Here is a 19,223-nt window from a genome sequence, read left to right on the forward strand (position 1 = left end):
GTTTCAGGTAGATCCGTCAATTTGCTCGTGTCAGCAGGTAGCTGCCGCTTTCGTGCAGCACGCTCGTCCAGCCGGGCTCGATGACGATGGTCGTCGTCACCTCCTCGATGATGGCGGGGCCGTGGATGCGGGCGCCCGCCCCGAGCTTCCCGCCGTCATAGATCGGCGTGGAATTGGCCTTGCCCGACTGGTCGAAGATCGCCTCGCGAAAACCCTTCAGCGCCTGCTCCGCGCCGCCGCCTTCGGCAAGTTTTGGCGGGCGGACCTTTTCGATACGGCCGTAGATGGTGGATTCGAGGTTGACGACTTCGACCGCGCTGTGGCGTTCGGCATAGGTGTAGAGTTCCTCATGCCGGGCGTGGAAAGCATCCTTCACCTGGTCGATCGTGCTTTCGTCGATGGCAAAGGTGCCGATGTCCACCGTGCATTCGTGCACCTGGCCGACATAGCGCATGTCAATCGAGCGCTTGATATCGATCGCCTCCGGCGAAAAGCCGTCCGCTTCGAGATGGGCGACACCTTTGGCCTCGATCTCGCGGAACAGGCTGTCGATGCGTTCATAGGCGGCCGCATTGTCGAGGCGCACCGGCGCGGGTGCCATGTAGTTGTATTTCACGTCGGAGATGATCTGGCCGAAGGCGCAGAGCCCCGAGGCGAGTTTCGGCAGGATGATCGTGTCGATGCCCATCTCCCGTGCCAGCGCGGTGATATGCGCCGCCGTGGCGCCGCCTGCCCCCACCAGCACGAAATCCCGCGGATCGTAGCCGCGCTCGACCGAGACGCGGCGGATGCCGTTGACCATGCTGTTGTTGACGATCGCGAACATGCCATAGGCCGCCTGCTCGACGGAGATGCCGAGCGGCTCCGCGACCCTGGCAACTGCCGTGCGTGCATTCTCGATATCGAGCGGCAGCTTGCCGCCGAGCAAACCGTCGGGATTGAGGTAGCCGAGCACGAGGTTTGCATCGGACGTGGTCGGCTCTACGCCGCCCTGGCCGTAGCAGGCGGGGCCGGGTTCGGAGCCTGCCGATTGCGGGCCGACCTGGAGCAGGCCGAGCGGATCGATCCAGCCGATCGAGCCGCCGCCCGCTCCCAGCGTCTCGACCTGAATCATCGGAACACCAATACGATAGCGCAGGAAGTCGATGTTCTTGTTGAGGTTGGTCTGGCCGTTGCGGGTCAGCGTGATGTCGAAGGACGTGCCGCCCATGTCGACGGTGATGACGTTCTTCTGGTCGAAGGGTGCACCGGCATAAAGCCCCGCCTGGGGCGCCGATGCCGGGCCGGAATTGATGGCGTAGACGGAGCGATCGGTCATCACCTGGCCGACCGCCAGCCCGCCATTCGACTGGAAGTAACGCACCGGCTGCTTGGCGCCAAGCTTGCGGAAATAGGCGTCCACGGCGGCGACGTAGCGGCGCATGACCGGCGCCAGATAGGCATTGGTCACCGCGGTCGAGGTACGCGTATATTCGCGGACTTGGGGATAGAGTTCGCTGCCGACGGTGAGGATCGCATCCGGCATCATCTCGCGCACGATCTCGGCGGCCCTCGCCTCATGCCGCGGATCGAGCACCGACCAGACGAAGGAAATGGCGACGGTCTCGATGCCATCCTTCAGGAAGAGCCGGCAGGCGTCGCGCACGTCCTCCTCATGAAGCGGCGTGCGCACGGATCCGTCGGAGAGGATGCGTTCGCGCACGCCGCGCCGGAGATAACGCGGCACGAGCATGGTCGCCGCCGGATATTCGGGATCGTAGCGGAAGCCGTCTTCCTTGTGGCCGTTGCGGATCTCGATGGAATCCTCGTGGCCCGCCGTGCAGATCAGCCCCGTCTTGCCGCCGCGATGCGTAATGAGCGCATTGAGGCCAACGGTGGTGCCGTTGATGCAGAGGTCGCAGTTGGCGATGATATCCTCGATCGGCCGGGCAAGATCGGCAGCGATCAGCCCGAGACCGTTCTCGATCGCCCGTGTGGGATCGGACGGCGTGGAGAGCGCCTTGAACAGCTTGACCTCTCCGCTGGCGCGGTCGGCGATGACGAAATCGGTGAAGGTGCCGCCGGCGTCGATGCCGAGGCGGTAGGAATACAGGGTCATGTTTCGTCTTCCTTAGGCAATGGCTCTGAGCCGTTCGGTTTCGGCACGGTCGACCGCAAGGGTCTCCCGGTCAGCGATCGCCACGCCGTAATCGGCGCGCGCACCCGCAATCGAGACGAGGCCGTTCAGCACATCTGAGACCACCTTCTCCACGGGGCGCTCGAACGGATTGCCGTAGCCGCCGCCGCCCGGATTGAGGTTGGTGATGGTCTGGCCCGGTTTGATCGTCTCGATGATGTTCTTGCGCTCCACCTGCACCGCGCCGTCGCGGCGCAGCTCGACGCGCCCGACCTTGGTATCGACCACCGCGGACTTCGCGCCGGCAGCACCCATCGCCGGGATGCGGCGTCCCTCGCCAAAACCGATGCACAGCATGTCGCCGTTGAGCGGTTCCACTTCCCAGGCCGTGCCCGAGCCGCCGCGGAATTTGCCGGCACCACCGGAATCGGTCATCAGCGAATAGCGGTGGATGATGATCGGATAAGAATATTCGAGCAGTTCCACATCACCCGAGTTGAGCGCCCCGAAGCAGCATTCCGGGCCGACCGCATGCCAGCCGTCCTGCTTCGGCGTCGCACCGCCGCCGGAAATGATGGTGGCGAGCACCATGGTCACGAACTCTTCGTTGGTGCGGGCGTCGCGGCCGGCAATGTTGAGGCCGTTGGCATGGCCCCAGGAGGCGGAGACCTTGGAGGGCATCGCCTTTTCGAAGGCGAGGCGCACGGCGTCCGTCAATGTCTCCATCGGCGTCGTCGTGCAGTTCATATGCGGTGCCGGCTCCTGCGCGTTGCACAGCGTGCCCTTTGGCCCGAAATCGACGCTGACGCAGCGATAGAGCCCCTCATTGTAGGGCGGCGGCAGGGCGGCGAACATCATCAGGCCGAGATAGACGCCAGAGTGCGAATTGCCCTCGTAGGAGTTGATGAAATAGGGGATCTGCGGCGGGCTATCGATGGCGATATGGCAGCTATCTCCCGTGATCGTGACCGTTGCCTTGATCTCGAAATCACCAAACCCATGACCGGCATCCTCCAGGATGGCCGCCCCCTCATAGGTGCCGTCCGACACGGTGGCGATCAGCGTGCGCATGTGCCGGTCGGCCATGTCGAGCAGCGTGTCGACGCAGGTATCCACCTGCTCCTTGCCATATTTGTCGAGCATGGCGATGAGGTTGCGCTCGCCGACCTGGCAGGCGCCGATGAGGGCGCGGAAGTCGCCCTCTTGGTCGCGCCGTGCCCGCATGTTGGTGAAGATCATGTTGAGCACGTCGTTGCGCGGCTTGCCGCGATCCCAGATCTTGACCGGCGGAATGCGCAGGCACTCGGCGTAGATCTCGGTCGCATTGGGATTGTAGCCAGCCGGTACCGGGCCGCCGATATCGGTGAGATGCCCCTTGCAGACGGTCCAGTAGACCAGTTCGCCCTTATAGAAGACCGGCTTGTACATGCAGGTATCGATGGCGTGGCTGCCGCCGAAGGCCGGGTCATTGTGGAGGATCAAGTCGCCCTCGTGGATGTCGTCGCCGAAGAAGCCGGCGACTGCCTTCATGGCCGGAATGAGCGAGCCGAGGTGGATCGGAATGTCCTGGCCTTGCAGGATCATTTCCGGCCGCGCATTGAACAGCGCCGTCGAATAGTCGTGCGCCAGGTTGAAGACCGAGGAGCGCGCGGTCTTTTCCAGCGCGAGCGTCATTTCGCGCTGTGTCGTCTCGAGCATGCCGCGCACGACCGAGAGCGTGATCGGGTCTACTTTCGAAGTCTGGGTATGAAGCATCGTGTTCACGCTGGTTGAGGGCGAGAACCGACGGTCTGGAAACCGCGTGGATAGGTCGAAATGTCTGTTCCCGGAGCCGCCGGTATCTGTCGCACCGTTGAAGCTGGTCCAATCTAGGCAGAGTTTTCCGCTCCGGTCTTTGCAGCGCGGGAACAACAAATTGCGTCAGAACGCACAGTCTGCCATTTTCATTGCCGGGCAGCGGCCATGTGCATACCTTTGTTGCAAGAGGGGAAGCCGCATGAAGACGAGCATCACCACAAGCGCGACACGCGCACCGGACCGCAGCCGCCACTGGCACGAGGCCATCGCCTCGGCCTATTTTCCGCTCGACCTTCGCTTTCGCGATGCCGACGGATTTTCTGGCGACCTGACGACATGGGACTTCGGCGACGTGTCGATCTCGCGCCTCACCTGCGACGCGCTGCAATATCTGCGCCTGCCGCATCACTTTCGCGCCGCGCGCGAGGAGGAGTTCCTCGTCACCGTGCCGGCGAAGGCGGAAGTGTTCTTTTCCCAGGGCGGTCGCGACGTCAAATGCCGGCCGGGCGGGTTCTTCCTGGAGCGCAGCAGCGAGCCCTACCAGTTCAGCCATGCGGAAGCCGCGGACATGTGGGTGCTGAAGGTCGAGGCCGATGCGCTTGGCGGGCGGATGCGCGCACCCGACCGCTTCTGCACCCTTCAGTTCGAGGCGAACAACGGCGCCGGCGGCCTCTTCACCGACATGCTGCATCTCCTGCCCGCCCGTTTCGACGGGATGACGCAGGAGGCGCGGGCGACGGTCGGCCGCCAGCTCGTCGACCTGCTCGTGCTGGCGATCAAGGCCGACGACCGGGTGCTCGCCTCAGGCAATTCGACCGTGCGCACCGCCCACCTCGCCCGCATCGAGGCCTATATCCGCGCCAATCTTCAGGATTTCCGCCTCGACCCGGACCGCATCGCGAGCGCCTGCGGCATCTCCACCCGATACCTTCACGAGCTGTTCCGCGACACCAACGAGACGGTAAGGAGCTGGATCCGCGACCAGCGGTTGGCCGCCTGCCGTGAGGCGCTCGAAGACCCGGACAATGTCCAGACCGCCGCCGAGATCGCCTATCGCTGGGGCTTTGGCGACCAGACCCAGTTCTCCCGCGTCTTCAAGGCGCAGTTCGGCATGCCGCCGGGAGAGTTCCGGGCCGAATGCCAGAAACGACGCTGAAAAGGGCGAATCTCTCCGCCCTTCCCATTAGTTGCGGCGCTTATGTTTTAGAGCAGGCCGGCGGCCGTCATCAGTTCCACGACCTTCTTGCTGTCGAGCGTGGAGGCTTCGACCTTCGGTGCGTCCAGGTCCTTCAGCGGCACGAGCTTGGGATTGGCATCGCCGGCGATTGCATATTCGAAGGAATCGCCGTCGCGGAGGATCGACTGGCCGCCCTTGCCGGTGACCCATTTCAGGAAGGCCTGGGCTTCCTTCTGGTGCTTGCTGGTCTTCAGGATGCCACCGCCGGAAATGCTGACGAAGGCGCCCGGATCCTGGTTCTTGAAATAGTGCAGGACCACGTTGTTGCTGTTTTCGCCGGTCTTCGCCTGATCGCCGAACCAGTAGTAGTGGTAGATCACCGCGCCTTCGATTTCGCCGGCATTGACCGCCTTCATGGCGGTGCTGTTGCCCTTGAAGGGGGTGGCGTTTTCCTTCATGGCCGTCAGCCAGGACGCGGTCGCCTCCTCGCCCTTCAGCTGCAGCAGCGCGCCGACGATCGCCTGGAAATCCGCGCCGGCGGGCGATGCGCCCCAGCGGCTCTTCCAGGCAGGATCGGCGAGGTCGAGCATGGACTTCGGCAGCTTGTCCTCGGTGAGCTTCGTCTTGTCATAGGCGAAGACCGTCGAGCGCGCGGCAATGCCCGTCCACATGCCGTCGGCCGGGCGATATTCCGCGGGAACCTGGTCGAGCGTCTCCTTGTCGACCGGCGCGAAGCGCCCCTGCTGGTCGAGCAGCGCCATGGCCGGCGAGTTTTCCGTGAGGAACACATCGGCCGGCGTCAGGTCGCCTTCTTGGAGGATCAGGTTGGCGAACTCCATGTCGCTGCCCTTGCGCACGACGACCTTGATGCCCGTCTCCTTGGTGAAGGCCTCGATCCAGGCCTTTCCGAGCCCTTCATGCTGGGCATTGTAGACAACGAGTTCCTGAAACTCCTCGGCGCGGGCACTGGAGCCCAGCACGGTGGCCGCAAGAAGCGACAATGCTGCGAATGTTATCCGGATCGACTTCGTCATGTTGTTCTCCTTCGATGTGAAATTCATCGGCAGCCGCAGAAAACTGGGCAAACACACTCCACTTATAACTCCGCTGCCGGACGGTGCCATGCGGACTTAAGTCCCTAAGGCCCGTTGCGGGCATTGCGCAGGAACATCGCGGCCTCGGTGCGGTTGCGCGCCCGCAGCTTTTGCAGGATGCGCGTCATGTTGTGTTTGACGGTCTTTTCCTGAAGGTTCAGGTGGCGGGCGATTTCCTTGTTGCTGTTTCCGGCCGCGACGAGGCTCAGCACCTGCTCCTCGCGCGGGGTGAGGCTGGCAAGCGTCGTCAAGGGATCGCCATCGGCCAGCGCCGGCCCCTCGGAGGGCACCTTCATCTCGACGAGGATGCGCGCGGCGAGGCCGGAAGACACATAGCTTTCACCGGCGACGACGCGCCTGACGATATCGACAAGGGTCGGCGCATCGACGCCCTTCAGCACATAGCCCCGCGCACCGATCTTGATGGCGGCGAGCAGATCGTCGCGCTCTTCGGACGCCGTCAACACGATCACGGCAGCCGAGGGGTCGGCATGCAAGATAGCGGACAAAGCCAAATGGCCGCCGCCGGGCATCGACAGATCGACGAGGATCGCGTCCGGCTTTTTCTCGCCGTAGAGAGCGATGGCGTCCTCGGCGCTGGCTCCCTCCCCGACCACGACGATATCGACCTCGTCCTCCAGACTTCTCACAAGCCCGTTGCGATAGATCGGATGGTCGTCGGCGATCGCTATTCTAAGCATGGTCGGTGTCATGGGCTGGAATTTTCATGCGCACTATGGTTCCGGCGCTACCCGATTGGATTTCGAGCTGGCCGCCGAGACCGGTGATCCTCTCTTCAAGGCCCGTCAGGCCAAGCCCCCGGTCGTCCGGGCGTCGAACAAAGCCGATGCCGTCATCCTCCACGCAGATCTCGACCATACCGCCCGCTTCCGCCACGCCCACCGAGACGCGGCTTGCCTTGGCATGGCGCGCCGCATTGCTCAAGGTTTCCTGGATGAAGCGGTAGATGCAGATCTTGGCCGCCTGCGATGCGACATGCACCGGGGCGATACGCGCCAGAACCGCGCCGCGGGAATGGGTCTCGTGCGCCCGGATCGCGCGAAGGGCGACGTCGTCGCCGCTCAGCATCTCCAGTTCGGGGAGCGTGAGGCCGCGGCAGATGTTGCGGATATCCTCGATTGCAGTGTTGATGGATTGCTGGACGCGCAGTGCATCGTCATCGCGTGCCCGCCCGGTGCTGATCGCTTCGAGCCGGAGCGCCGCAAAGCCGAGCAACTGCGTCGGGCCGTCATGCAGTTCGGCGGAAATCCGCCGCAGATATTGTTCGTTCAAGGCGGCGGCGCGCTGGTTGGCCCTGTCCGCCCGCAAGCGTAGGGACCGGTTGACGGCGAGCATGCGCGACAGCTCCACGACCTGCGCGTCGAGGGAGCGGCGCTGCGTCTTGATCCGGTGGTTGCCGCGCGCGACGATGCCGAAGAGCAGCACCAGCATGCCGGCCGTCACGGCCGCGACGACAAGCCAGCTCTGCATGCGCACGGTGTTGAGATCGGCCCGCAGCTCGTCGGCCTTCTCATAAAATTCCGCGACGGCAACGACGTCGCCGGACCAGGCCTCCCGGATGGGGCTATAGATTTCTAGCATCGCAATCCGGCTCTCCCGCTCGATGCGGTTTTCGTCGGAATGCAGGTGGTCGAATTCGGCATGCACTGTTCCCGCCGAAGCGGAGGCGAGCTTTGGCGACACCTTGAAACGCTTTCCGATCAGGCTTGGTGAGCTGGCGAAGATGATGGTGCCGTCTGTCCGCCAGAGCTTGAAGGAGAACAGCCGCGTGCTGAGCGCGCCCTGTTGCAACGTCTCAGTCAAGGTTTTTCGCGCGCCCTCGCTCAGCGTTTCGGCGGAGGTCAGTTCCGAGGTCAGCGGCGCGATGATGCTGTCGACGTAGAGCGCCGTCACTGACCCGGCGTTGCGCACCGCCTCCCGCTCGATCCGGCTCGTCACCCAGAGGCCGATCAGCACCATGCCAACGACCAGCACGGCCGCACCGGCGACGGCGAACTGCCAGGCGAGGCTGAGGCGCGAAAACAGCGGGCCTTCGATTCTATCGGCATGGGACAGGGTCATCCCCCGACGATAGAGTTTTGCCCCCCGGCCCTCAATTGCAAACCATTGCCTTTTTCTCAAGAAATCCTTAGGGCAGGGTCGGGTGACCGTTCCAGCGGCCGTCTGACCTTTCTCATGGCATGAAGGCATGGGCCTTGTTGCAGGATAGTACAGCAGAAGCGTTCAACGGGGCGTGGCCGGCGCGAAAGCGGGCGACCGCCGTGCTTCCGCGTGTGCCGGTCTTCGCCCTCGCCACGCTCGTCGCGCTGTTCAGCCTGGTGCCGCTCGGCTTCATCGCCTGGGTGACCTACGATGTCGGCTGGGAAACGGTGAAGACGCTGGTTTTCCGCCCGCGCATCGGCGAGCTGATTCTGAGTACGGTCTATCTGGAAGTCATCACCATTCCGCTGTCGATCGTGCTCGCGGTCGGGCTCGCCTGGCTGACGGAACGTACCGACATTCCCGGTGCGCGGCTCTGGGCGTGGCTGGCGATCACGCCGCTCGCCGTGCCGGCCTTCGTGCACAGCTATGCCTGGGTCAGCCTCGTGCCGAGCATGCGCGGGCTTTCGGGCGGCGTCTTCGTTGCCGTTCTCGCCTATTACCCGTTTCTCTACCTGCCGGTGGCCGCAGCGCTCCGGCGGCTGGACCCGGCGGTGGAGGATGCCGCGGCCTCGCTCGGCCTCGCGCCCGTGGCCGTGTTCTTCCGCGTGGTGCTGCCGCAGCTTCGCCTCGCCATCTGCGGCGGTTCGTTGCTGATCGGCCTGCACCTGCTGTCGGAATACGGCCTCTTCGCGATGATCCGCTTCGACACGCTGGCCACCGCCATCGTCGACCAGTTCCAGTCGTCCTACAACAGCCCCGCCGCCAATATGATCGGCGGCGTGCTGGTCACCTGCTGCCTGTTCCTGCTGGCGCTGGAAGTGCTGGTGCGCGGTAACGAGCGTTATGCCCGTGTCGGCGCCGGCGCCGCACGGCCGGTCGACCGGCGCCGGCTCGGGCGCCTTGCGCTGCCCGCCCTTCTCGTGCCGGCCGGCCTCGCCCTCCTCACGCTCGGCGTGCCGCTGCTCACACTCGGCCGCTGGCTGTCGATCGGCGGTCTCGATATCTGGAACAACGAGGTGACGGGTGCGGTCGCGCAGACCATCGTGCTGGCGCTTGCCGGCGGCATCCTCGCGACCATCGCGGCCGTGCCGATGGCCTGGCTGTCGGTGCGCGCACCTGGCCGGCTGCAACGGCTGCTCGAAGCCTGCCACTATTATGTCGGTTCGCTGCCGGGCGTGGTGGTGGCGCTGGCGCTGGTGTCGATCACCGTGCGCTTCCTGCTGCCGCTCTACCAGACTTTTGCCATGCTGCTCGCCGGCTACGTGCTGATGTTCCTGCCTCGCGCCATGGTGGGGCTGCGCGCCAGCATCGCGCAGGCGCCGGTGGAATTGGAACGCGCCGCGATGGCGCTCGGGCGCACGCCCGGCCAGGCGCTGCGCCAGATCACCCTGCGGCTGGCCGCCCCCGGTGCCGCTGCCGGCGTTGCCCTCGTGGCGCTCGGCATTACCAACGAACTGACAGCCACCCTGATGCTGGCGCCGAATGGCGTCGAGACGCTCGCCACCCGCTTCTGGTCGCTGACCAGCGAGATCGACTATGTCGCCGCAGCACCTTATGCGGTGATGATGGTGGTCCTGTCGCTGCCGCTCACCCTTCTTCTCCATGCCCAATCGAAACGGACGGCCGGACAATGACGCTGCTTGACCTCGAAACCGTCAGCAAGCGCTATGGTCCCGTGCGCGCGCTCGATGCGGTCAGCCTTTCCGTTCCACCCGGCAGCCGCACGGCGGTGGTCGGCCCGTCCGGATCGGGCAAGACGACGCTCCTGCGCATCATCGCCGGCTTCGAGTTTCCCGATTCCGGTCGGCTCAGCCTTGACGGCGCGCTGCTTGCCGACGGACCGGCGGGCGTGCCGGCGCACAAGCGCGGCATCGGCATCGTCTCGCAGGATGGCGCGCTGTTTCCGCATCTGAGCGTCGCCGACAACATCGCCTTCGGCTTCGAGCGCGGCGCCCCGGACCGGGCAAGCCGCATCGCCGAACTGATGGAAATGGTGGAACTCGACGGCGCCATGGCGACCCGCCGGCCCCACCAGCTTTCCGGCGGCCAGCAGCAGCGCGTAGCGCTGGCCCGCGCGCTCGGCCGCCGACCGCGGCTGATGCTGCTCGACGAACCCTTCTCCGCGCTCGATACGGGCCTGCGTGAAAACATGCGCAAGGCGGTCGCGCGCGTGCTGCAAAATGCCGGCATTACCGCAATCCTCGTCACCCATGACCAGGCGGAAGCGCTTTCCTTCGCCGACCAGGTGGCGGTGCTGCGCGAGGGGCGGCTGGTCCAGGCGGGCTCGCCGCAAATGCTTTACCAGCATCCGCGCGATCGGGAGACAGCACTGTTTCTCGGCGATGCCGTGCTGCTGCCGGCGATAGTGCGCAATGGTTTCGCCGACTGCGCGCTCGGGCGCGTCGCCGTCGAAAGCGACCATGCGGGCAAGGCGGAAATCATGCTGCGGCCGGAGCAGATCCGCGTCGTCGTCGATGCCGCCGCACCGCAGAATGGCGGGCGCGTGGTGGATGTGCAGTTCGGCGGCGCGATCTGCACCGTGGCCGTGGCGCTGGCGGACGTCGCCCTGCCGCCGATCCTGATCAAGACCTCCAGCGTCGCGCTGCCCGCAGCCGGCAATCTCGTGCGCCTCGACGTCACCGGCAAGGCCCACGTCTTCGGCTAAGCGGCCTCCGCCAGCCCTTCCAGCCAGCGCCAGGTATCCCGCACATCGGCGTCCCTAAGCCGCCCTTCGCTGGAAAGAGCATACCAGGCGCGCGGCGAATCGATGGCGACCGCGAAGGGCTGAACCAGCGTGCCGGCGACAATGGCCGCTTCGGCAAGCAAGTTGCTCGCAAGCGCCACGCCCTGCCCGAGCTCCGCCGCCGCCAAGGCGATATCGCTGTCGCTGAAATTGGCGCCCTTCCAGACCGTTGCCGTCTCGATGTCCATATGCCCCAGCCAGTCGGCCCAGCCGACGGGGCCTTCGTCATGGATGAGCGGCGCCCGCAGCAGGTCGGCAGGTTCATTCAGCGTGGCCGCGAGCGCCGGTGCGGCGACCGGCGACACGCGATCGCGGGCGATCAGCAGGCTTTCGCAGCCGGCGGGCGGCTCGTGGGCGTGGATGATGGCGATATCAACTTCCATCGTCTCGAAATCGACCGGCACCCCGCTGGTGTCGAGCCAGGGCTCGCAGGCGGGGGCCGCGCCCTTCAGCGCCGGCAGGCGCGGCAGGAGCCAGCGTCGCGAAAAATCCCGCGGCGCATAGATCACCACGCTGCCGGGCTTGCGATAGGGCTCCAGGCGCCGATAGCCCTCCTCCATCAGCTCCAGGCAGCGGCGTACCGTGCGGTGATAATCGCGCCCGGCATCCGTGAGGCGCACCTCCCGGCCGATGCGCAGGAACAGCGGCTGCCCCATCTGGCCTTCGAGAAGGCGCATCTGATGGCTGATGGCCGATTGCGTGAGGCCGACCTCTTCCGCCGCGCGGCTGAAACTTTCCAGCCGCGCCGCCGCCTCGAAACCCTTCAGGAACTGGGTCGGGGGAATGTGCCGAAATTTCAGCATCCATGAATTCCATTCATCATCAGCAGGAATGCTTCTCGTTTGTATCGGGTCTCTATCGCCCCGATAATGAGCGCCATAGATGAATAGGAGTCAATCATGGATACGAAAGCATGGCCGGACACGGCGGTGAAACTGCGCCGGCCGGGTGAGTTCGAGCCCCATGCCAAGACCTGGATGGCCTGGCCGCATCGGCAGGATCTCTATGGCGATCGCCTGCCGGCAATGCAGCAGGCCTATGCCGATGTCGCCCGCGCCATTGCGGATTTCGAGCACGTCAGCATGGTGGCCCACCCCGATCATGCCGACGGCGCCCGTGCCCATCTCGGCCAAGGCATCGACGTCGTCGCCCTGCCGATCGACGATTGCTGGATCCGCGATTCCGGCCCAACCTTCCTCAAGCGCGGCGATGGCGGCCTCGCCGGCGTGTCCTGGCGTTTTAATGCCTGGGGCCGCAAACACGAGCCCTTCGACGCCGACGACGCGCTGGCCGGCAATGTTCTGGCGCATGAAGGTGCGGAAATCCTGCGCTCCTTCCTGTTCTGCGAGGGCGGCTCGCTTGCCTGCGACGGCGACGGCACGCTGATTGCGACCGAAACGAGCCTGCTGCACCCCAACCGCAATCCCGGCCTCTCAAAAGCCTGGGTGGAGCAGGAGCTGCTCCGCATGCTCGGCCTGGAAAAGGTCGTCTGGCTGCCGGGCGACCCGCTCGACCTGGAGACGGACGGCCATGTCGACGGCATGTGCTGCTTCGTGAAGCCCGGCGTCGTGATGTTCGAATACAACCCCGATCCGGCCGACCTGCACGGCCGCATCCTTGCCGACAACCTGGCGGCCCTCAACAGCCAGACGGACGCGCGCGGCCGCCGCTTCGAGGTGATTCCCATCCCAGAAGCCTATGATGTCGAGGCGACCAGCGAGGTTTTCGCCCGCTCCTACATCAATTTCGCGCTGACCAATGGCGGCGTCGTGATGCCGACCTTCGGCCGCCCCTCCGGCGAGGAAGCCAGGGCGGCCGTGGCCCGCGCGTTTCCGGAGCGGCGCATCGTGACCGTCGACGTCGGGGCCGTCGTGCCTGCCGGCGGGGCGATCCATTGCATCACGCAGGAGCAGCCGTTGTGACCGCGGCATTGACCCGGCGTCACTTCGTGCTCGCGGCGGGCCTGGCGCTTATGCCCGAAATGCCGGTCCGAGCCGCAGAGGAGAAAGCTTTGACCACAGTTCCCGCAGAATCCGAACGCCATGCACGGACCTGGATGGCCTGGCCGAGCACGCCGAAGCTCTACGGCGGTTCGGGTGCCTATTTCGAAAGCGTGCAGGAAACGCTGGGCCGGCTCGCAGCCGCGATTGCGGAGAACGAGCCCGTTACGATGGCCGCCGCGGCGGACCAGCACGATCTTGCCGCCCGCCTGTGCGGCCCAAGGGTCGAACTCGTCGACATCCCGACCGACGACATGTGGGCTCGCGACAGCGCGCCGGTCTTCGTGCGAAAGGCCGACGGCAGCCTCGCGGCCATCGATTTCCACTTCAACGGCTGGGGCGGCAAGCAGGTCCATGCCCGCGACGGCCAGCTCGCCGCCCGCATCGCGGAGCAAGCCGGCACCGAGCGGCTCGATGCTGGCCTCTGCGGCGAAGGCGGCGGCCTGGAATATGATGGCGACGGCACGCTGCTCCTCACCGAAAGCTGCTGGGTGAACGACAACCGCAATCCCGGGCTGGAGCGCGCCGAGATCGAACGGCGCCTGAAGACGGCGCTCGGTGTCCAAACGGTGCTTTGGGTGCCCGGCGTGCGCGGGCTGGATATCACGGACGGGCATATCGACGGATCGTTCCGCTTTGTCGAGCCGGGCCTCGTGATCGCCAGCAGCTATCCCGGCGACACGTCGGAATGGGGCCGCGCCCATGAGGAGGCGCTCGCGATCCTCGCCAAGGCGCGAGACGCCCGGGGCCGTCCGCTGGAGATCGTCTCCATTCCCGCCGCGACGGACGTCCGCTCGACGAGCGAGGATTTTTTGACCAGTTACGCGAACTACTATGTCGGCAACGGCGCGCTCTACACTCCGCGCTTCGGCGATCGCAAGGCGGATGCGCTTGCCGCGGACGTGCTCGGCCGGCTGCATCCGGGTCGCCGCATCGTCGAGCTTGAGGTCGATCGCATCTACGAAAACGGCGGTGGCATCCACTGCGTCACGCAACAACAACCCGAATGAGGTGAAGCCATGCGTTCCATGATTGCGGCTGCGGTGCAGATTGCGTGCACCGATGATATCGAGGCCAATCTCGAAAAGCTCGAAACCCATGTGCGCGAGGCGGCGCGAAGGGGTGCTCAACTTGTCGTGCTTCAGGAGCTGTTCGAAGGCGTCTATTTCTGCGTCGACGAGGATAAAATCCACAATGCCCGCGCCCGGCCGCTGCAGGGCCACCCGACCATCGCCCGCATGGCGGCGCTCGCCCGCGAGACGGGCGTCGTACTGCCCGTGTCCCTCTTCGAGCGCGATGGCGCCCGCCTGTTCAACACGCTGGTGATGATCGATGCCGATGGCAAGGTGCTCGGCCACTATCGCAAGAGCCATATCCCCGACAGCCCCGGCTATTCCGAAAAATTCTACTTCGCCGATGGCGATACGGGCTTTCGCGTGTTCGAGACGGCGGCCGGCAAGGTCGGCGCCGGTGTGTGCTGGGACCAGTGGTTTCCGGAGGCGGCGCGCGCCATGGTGCTGCTGGGCGCCGAGGTGCTGGTCTATCCGACGGCGATCGGCTCGGAACCCTCCTATCCTGGCTGGGATTCGCGCGACCACTGGCAGCGCGTCATGCAGGGCCATGCCGGCGCCAACCTCACGCCCGTCATCGCAGCCAACCGGATCGGCGTCGAAACGGGCAAGACATCGGCGGTCACCTTCTACGGTTCCTCCTTCATCGCCGACCACACCGGCGCCAAGCTTACCGAGGCCGACCGGGTCACGGAGGGCGTGATCACCGCGGCGCTCGACCTCGATGCCATCGCCGAGGCGCGCCGAAGCTGGGGCGTCTTCCGCGACCGGCGCACCGACCTCTACGGCCCGCTCCTCCAGCCGACGCCGGCGCGGCTGCTGGCGGACAAAGCAGCCTGACATCCGACACCAACCGAACCAACAGCACGGAGAAAGACGATGAAACGCTGGCTCACGCTTGCGGCATGCCTCGCGGCAACCTCGGTTTCGGCCGAGGAGAAGGTTCTCTACCTCTATTCCTGGGAGTCCTATTTCAGCGCGGCCTCGATCGCCGCCTTCGAGAAGGAGACGGGCATAAAGGTCTCCTACGACCTGTTCGATTCCAACGACATGGTCGAGACGAAGATGCTGACGGGCAAGTCGGGTTACGACCTCGTCACCGTCAACCTCTCGCCGCACTTCCTGCGCCAGCTGCCGGTCGGCGTCTGGGGCGCGCTCGACCGCAGCAAGCTTGCCAATTTAGGCAATATTGACCCGGTCGTGCTGGAGCGCGCCACCGCGGTCGATCCCGGCAATGCCCATAACGTGCCCTGGATGTGGGGCACGACCGGTGTCGGCTACAATGTCGAGAAGGTGCAGGATATCATGCCGGATGCGCCGGTCGATTCGCTGCGCATGGTCTTCGATCCTGCAGTGGTCGAGAAATTCGCCTCCTGCGGGGTTGGCATGCTCGACGATGCCGAGCAGGTGCTCGGCCTCGCCTTGATCTATCTGGGGCTCAATCCCGATACGACCGACAAGGATGAGCTGGAAAAGGCGGTGGAGGTCGTTTCGAAGGTTCGCCCCTATGTGCGCAAGTTCCACAGTTCCAGCTATGTCAACGACCTCGCCGATGGTGGCCTGTGCCTGGCAATCGGCTTTTCCGGCGACATGCTGATCGCCAGCAGCCGGGCGAAGGAGGCGGGCAAGCCCTTCACGATTTCCTATAAACTGTCGAAGGAGGGCAACCTCGTCTGGGCCGACGTGCTCGCCATACCGGCCGACGCGTCGCATCCGGAAGCCGCCCACGCCTTCATCGATTTCGTGATGCGCCCCGAGATTGCCGCAACCGCAGCCACGGAAACCGGCTTCTCCACCGCCAACAAGGCAGCCCTCCCCCTGCTCGACGAAAAGCTGCGATCGAACCCCGATCTCTACCCTTCCGAAGAGGCGCAAAAGCGTTTCCACCTGCCGAAGGCGCTGAGCCAGAAGGCGCTCAAAATGTGGACGCAGGCCTGGGATCGCGCGAAGGGTGTTCGCTAGCCCATCCCTGCCCTCGAAATGCGACGGACGACTGGCCAGCGCACCTGGCCGGTTTGTTCGTTTGATGCGTCGAAAAATTCTTTCGAGCCGATACGCGCCTTCCAGAAGGCGGCATAAGGGCGCTATAGAACGGTCAGGACATGCTGTTTCGACGACAAGGATCTATTTCATGACCGAGAAATCCCCCGCCGACAATTTCCCCGCAGGCTATGAAGTTCCGAAGGTCTGGACCTGGGACAAGGGCAATGGCGGCGCTTTCGCCAGCATCAACCGGCCGATCGCCGGCTCGACGCAGGACAAAGACCTGCCGGTCGGCAAACACCCGTTGCAGCTCTATTCGCTCGCCACGCCCAATGGCGTGAAGGTGACGATCCTGCTGGAGGAGCTTCTGGCCGCCGGCCATACCGAGGCCGAATACGACGCCTGGCCGATCCGCATCGGGGACGGTGAGCAGTTCGGCTCCGGCTTCGTCGCGGCCAATCCGAACTCCAAGATCCCGGCGCTGATGGACCATGCGCCCAAGGGCGGCGGCGCGCCGGTGCGCGTCTTCGAATCCGCCTCCATCCTGCTCTATCTCGCCGAAAAATTCGGCGCCTTCCTGCCAAGCGAGCTTCGCGCCCGCACGGAAACCTTCAACTGGCTGTTCTGGCAGATGGGCTCTGCGCCCTTCCTCGGCGGCGGGTTCGGCCATTTTTATGCCTATGCGCCGGTGCATATCAAATATGCCATCGACCGCTATGCCATGGAGGTGAAGCGCCAGCTCGATGTGCTCGACCGCCATCTCGCGGAAAACCAGTTCATGGCCGGCGCCGACTACACGATCGCCGACATGGCCATCTGGCCCTGGTATGGCGGCCTCGCCCAAGGCAAGCAATATGGCGATGCCGGCACCTTCCTCGACGTGCAGAGCTACGCGAACGTGCAGCGCTGGACGGCCGAAATCGCCGCCCGCCCGGCGGTCAAGCGCGGGCGCATGGTCAACCGGCTGAACGGCGACCCGTCCGAGCAGTTGCATGAGCGCCACGACGCCTCGGACTTCGACACAAAGACCCAGGACAAGATCGGCCAGGCGTAAGGAGGACCGGATGCCCACCCTTCCCGACATGACGAAACACCGCGGCTTTCCGTCTGGCATGCCGGGTACGGGCGTGCAGTTCACCATCCGGCGTGCCAATCCGAAAGGGGTGACGCCGATCAAGGCGTTGCCCCGTCGCGCTCGCCCCGGCACGGCCGAGCACCGCATCGACGCCGCCTTCCTGCACGCGCTCTGGCACCATTTCGGCGCAGAACCCTTCGAGCGCGGAAATCTCGATGCCGCCCGCCTCAACCTCCTTTTCGGCCGCGAGGTCGTGGCGGCCGAAAAGGATTTCGATCCGCTGTCCTACGAGGCCATGTTCGTCATCGACGAACGGGTGGCGCGACAAAGCTTTCCGGAATCCTTCGAGGATGTCTTCGAGGTCTAGGCGGGTAAGCGCACGCCCGTTCACACGCTGCTGAGAAGCAGGCTCGTCTCGCTGTTGGAGACGCCGTCGACCATGCGGACCTCGCGCAGCACCCGGTCGAAATCCGAGAGGCTGGCGGCGCGGATGTTGGCGACGAGGTCCCAGTTGCCGTTCGTCGTGTGCAGCGCCTGCATCTCCGGGAAGCCGCGCAGCTTGCGGATGACGTGGGTGGTCGACTTGCCCGACACCTCGATCATCATGACGGCGTGCACGCTGTGCGCGTCGTAATCATCCCTCACCCGAACCGTGAAACCAAGCAGCGTGCCGGTCTCCATCAGCCGATCGAGCCGGCTCTGCACCGTGCCGCGCGCGACGCCCAGCGCATCGGCGAGCTTGGCGAGCGATGCCCGGCCGTCGGCGCGCAGGTGGCCGATGATCCGGCGGTCGAGGTCGTCGGGCATGTATTTTGCGATCGTCATCTGTCTTTTTTCACACTTCCGCTGGGCATATCGATCAATCGACTGCCAGAAATGGCACAAGATTGCTCTTTCGGTCAACGTTTCCGGTCGTTAGCCTTCCGGCACACAGCCAGCAGAGGAAACCGCCATGTCCGCACCGCTCCCCTCGGAGAAAGCCCTCGTTCCCTTCGTCAGCGTCGAGAACATGATGCGGCTTGTCCATCACATCGGCGTCGAGACCATGCTGGTCGAGCTCACGGACGTCATCGAAGCCGATTTCCGGCGCTGGGAGCTGTTCGACAAGACCCCGCGCGTCGCCTCCCATTCCCGCGAGGGCGTGATCGAGCTGATGCCGACCTCGGACGGCGAGATCTACAGCTTCAAATATGTCAACGGCCATCCGAAAAACATGGGCCAGGGACTGCAGACGGTGACGGCCTTCGGGCTGCTCGCGGAAGTCTCCACCGGCTATCCGGTGCTTTTGACCGAGATGACGCTGCTGACGGCGCTGCGCACCGCCGCGACCTCGGCCATGGCCGCCCGCCATCTCGCACCGAAGGGTGCGCGCACCATGGCGATCATCGGCAACGGCGCTCAGGCGGAGTTCCAGGCGCTCGCCATGAGGGCCGTGCTCGGCACGGATCACGTCCGCCTCTACGACATCGACCCGCTGGCGACCGAGAAGGCTGCCCGCAACCTCGCCGGTTTCGGCTTGACGGTGACGGCATGCACCACGCCCGAGGCGGCGATCGAAGGCGCGCAGATCATCACCACCTGCACCGCCGACAAGCAATATGCCACCATCCTGACCGACAACATGGTCGGCGGCGGCATTCACATCAACGCGATCGGCGGCGATTGCCCGGGCAAGACCGAGCTGCATCGCGACATCCTGCTGCGCGCCGATACGTTCGTGGAATATCCGCCGCAGACGCGCATCGAAGGCGAAATTCAGCAGATGGATGCGGATTATCCGGTGACAGAACTCTGGAAGGTGGTTTCCGGCGAGGTCCAGGGACGGCGGGACGCGGGCCAGATCACGCTCTTCGACAGTGTCGGCTTCGCCACCGAAGATTTTTCCGCACTGCGCTACGTGCGCGAAAAACTGAAGCACAACCGCTTCTACCAGGAGCTCGACATCATCGCCGATCCTGACGATCCGCGCGACCTCTTCGGCATGCTGCAACGCGCGCGCTAAGGG

At 64.9% G+C, this 19,223-nt stretch carries 17 protein-coding genes; 10 read left to right on the forward strand and 7 right to left on the reverse strand.

Features of this window, described 5'->3' with window-relative positions:
• Positions 1-16 precede the first annotated feature (16 nt).
• Both capA and capB read right to left on the reverse strand, forming a co-directional pair.
• Positions 17-2,098, reverse strand: a complete 2,082-nt coding sequence (gene capA, locus AC1Q6Z_RS08650; protein WP_492647466.1) for a caprolactamase subunit alpha — start codon at positions 2,096-2,098, stop codon at positions 17-19.
• 12 nt (positions 2,099-2,110) lie between these two features.
• Entirely contained in the window at positions 2,111-3,871 is a 1,761-nt protein-coding gene (gene capB, locus AC1Q6Z_RS08655; protein WP_492647467.1) for a caprolactamase subunit beta, read from the reverse strand.
• A 241-nt stretch (positions 3,872-4,112) separates the two neighbouring features.
• Between capB and AC1Q6Z_RS08660 the strand changes: the two genes are divergently transcribed.
• Positions 4,113-5,069: an AraC family transcriptional regulator gene (locus tag AC1Q6Z_RS08660; RefSeq protein ID WP_492647468.1), complete on the forward strand. Its 957-nt coding sequence runs from the start codon at positions 4,113-4,115 to the stop codon at positions 5,067-5,069.
• 47 nt (positions 5,070-5,116) lie between these two features.
• Here the strand turns inward: AC1Q6Z_RS08660 and AC1Q6Z_RS08665 are convergent, their stop codons facing one another.
• The 3 genes from AC1Q6Z_RS08665 to AC1Q6Z_RS08675 all read right to left on the reverse strand — a co-directional run bounded on the left by AC1Q6Z_RS08665 (position 5,117) and on the right by AC1Q6Z_RS08675 (position 8,266).
• The gene (locus AC1Q6Z_RS08665) at positions 5,117-6,124 is read right to left on the reverse strand and encodes an iron ABC transporter substrate-binding protein (RefSeq protein WP_492647469.1); all 1,008 of its coding nucleotides are present in this window, start codon (positions 6,122-6,124) and stop codon (positions 5,117-5,119) included.
• 104 nt (positions 6,125-6,228) lie between these two features.
• Positions 6,229-6,897, reverse strand: coding sequence for a response regulator (locus AC1Q6Z_RS08670; protein ID WP_492647470.1), 669 nt, complete (start codon positions 6,895-6,897; stop codon positions 6,229-6,231).
• A complete protein-coding gene (locus AC1Q6Z_RS08675; RefSeq protein WP_492647471.1) occupies positions 6,878-8,266 on the reverse strand; it encodes a sensor histidine kinase in 1,389 nt (462 codons plus the stop codon). The genes AC1Q6Z_RS08670 and AC1Q6Z_RS08675 overlap by 20 nt, the downstream gene beginning before the upstream one ends.
• A 119-nt stretch (positions 8,267-8,385) precedes the next feature.
• Between AC1Q6Z_RS08675 and AC1Q6Z_RS08680 the strand changes: the two genes are divergently transcribed.
• Together AC1Q6Z_RS08680 and AC1Q6Z_RS08685 are read left to right on the forward strand one after the other, a co-directional pair.
• Complete coding sequence (locus AC1Q6Z_RS08680; protein ID WP_492647472.1) at positions 8,386-9,981, forward strand: ABC transporter permease; 1,596 nt, start codon at positions 8,386-8,388, stop codon at positions 9,979-9,981.
• Entirely contained in the window at positions 9,978-11,012 is a 1,035-nt protein-coding gene (locus tag AC1Q6Z_RS08685; protein ID WP_256114717.1) for an ABC transporter ATP-binding protein, read from the forward strand. Before AC1Q6Z_RS08680 ends, AC1Q6Z_RS08685 begins: the two co-directional genes overlap by 4 nt.
• Here the strand turns inward: AC1Q6Z_RS08685 and AC1Q6Z_RS08690 are convergent.
• Complete coding sequence (locus AC1Q6Z_RS08690) at positions 11,009-11,893, reverse strand: LysR substrate-binding domain-containing protein (RefSeq protein WP_492647473.1); 885 nt, start codon at positions 11,891-11,893, stop codon at positions 11,009-11,011. The genes AC1Q6Z_RS08685 and AC1Q6Z_RS08690 overlap by 4 nt on opposite strands.
• 96 nt (positions 11,894-11,989) lie before the next feature.
• Between AC1Q6Z_RS08690 and AC1Q6Z_RS08695 the strand changes: the two genes are divergently transcribed.
• The 6 genes from AC1Q6Z_RS08695 to AC1Q6Z_RS08720 all read left to right on the forward strand — a co-directional run bounded on the left by AC1Q6Z_RS08695 (position 11,990) and on the right by AC1Q6Z_RS08720 (position 17,585).
• A complete protein-coding gene (locus AC1Q6Z_RS08695) occupies positions 11,990-13,012 on the forward strand; it encodes an agmatine deiminase family protein (protein ID WP_492647474.1) in 1,023 nt (340 codons plus the stop codon).
• A gap of 89 nt (positions 13,013-13,101) precedes the next feature.
• Positions 13,102-14,100 carry an agmatine deiminase family protein gene (locus tag AC1Q6Z_RS08700; protein WP_492647475.1) on the forward strand — a complete coding sequence of 333 codons (999 nt, stop codon included), beginning with the start codon at positions 13,102-13,104 and terminating at the stop codon, positions 14,098-14,100.
• Positions 14,101-14,109: 9 nt separating this feature from the next.
• Entirely contained in the window at positions 14,110-15,000 is an 891-nt protein-coding gene (aguB, locus tag AC1Q6Z_RS08705; RefSeq protein WP_492647476.1) for an N-carbamoylputrescine amidase, read from the forward strand.
• Positions 15,001-15,039: 39 nt separating this feature from the next.
• Positions 15,040-16,122, forward strand: coding sequence for an extracellular solute-binding protein (locus AC1Q6Z_RS08710; RefSeq protein WP_492647477.1), 1,083 nt, complete (start codon positions 15,040-15,042; stop codon positions 16,120-16,122).
• A 169-nt stretch (positions 16,123-16,291) separates the two neighbouring features.
• The gene (gene yghU, locus AC1Q6Z_RS08715) at positions 16,292-17,197 is read left to right on the forward strand and encodes a glutathione-dependent disulfide-bond oxidoreductase (RefSeq protein ID WP_492647478.1); all 906 of its coding nucleotides are present in this window, start codon (positions 16,292-16,294) and stop codon (positions 17,195-17,197) included.
• Between the two features lie 10 nt (positions 17,198-17,207).
• Positions 17,208-17,585 (forward strand): hypothetical protein, encoded by a 378-nt coding sequence (locus AC1Q6Z_RS08720; RefSeq protein WP_492647479.1) that lies wholly within the window; start codon positions 17,208-17,210, stop codon positions 17,583-17,585.
• 20 nt (positions 17,586-17,605) lie between these two features.
• On the opposite strand, the gene AC1Q6Z_RS08725 is transcribed toward AC1Q6Z_RS08720, so the two are convergent.
• Positions 17,606-18,043: an Lrp/AsnC family transcriptional regulator gene (locus AC1Q6Z_RS08725; protein ID WP_256114726.1), complete on the reverse strand. Its 438-nt coding sequence runs from the start codon at positions 18,041-18,043 to the stop codon at positions 17,606-17,608.
• A gap of 127 nt (positions 18,044-18,170) precedes the next feature.
• Between AC1Q6Z_RS08725 and ocd the strand changes: the two genes are divergently transcribed.
• On the forward strand, positions 18,171-19,220 hold the full coding sequence (ocd, locus tag AC1Q6Z_RS08730; protein ID WP_492647480.1) for an ornithine cyclodeaminase: 1,050 nt from the start codon (positions 18,171-18,173) through the stop codon (positions 19,218-19,220).
• Positions 19,221-19,223: the final 3 nt, after the last annotated feature.

Source organism: Shinella sp. GW835-FHT14H05 (genome assembly GCF_058793575.1).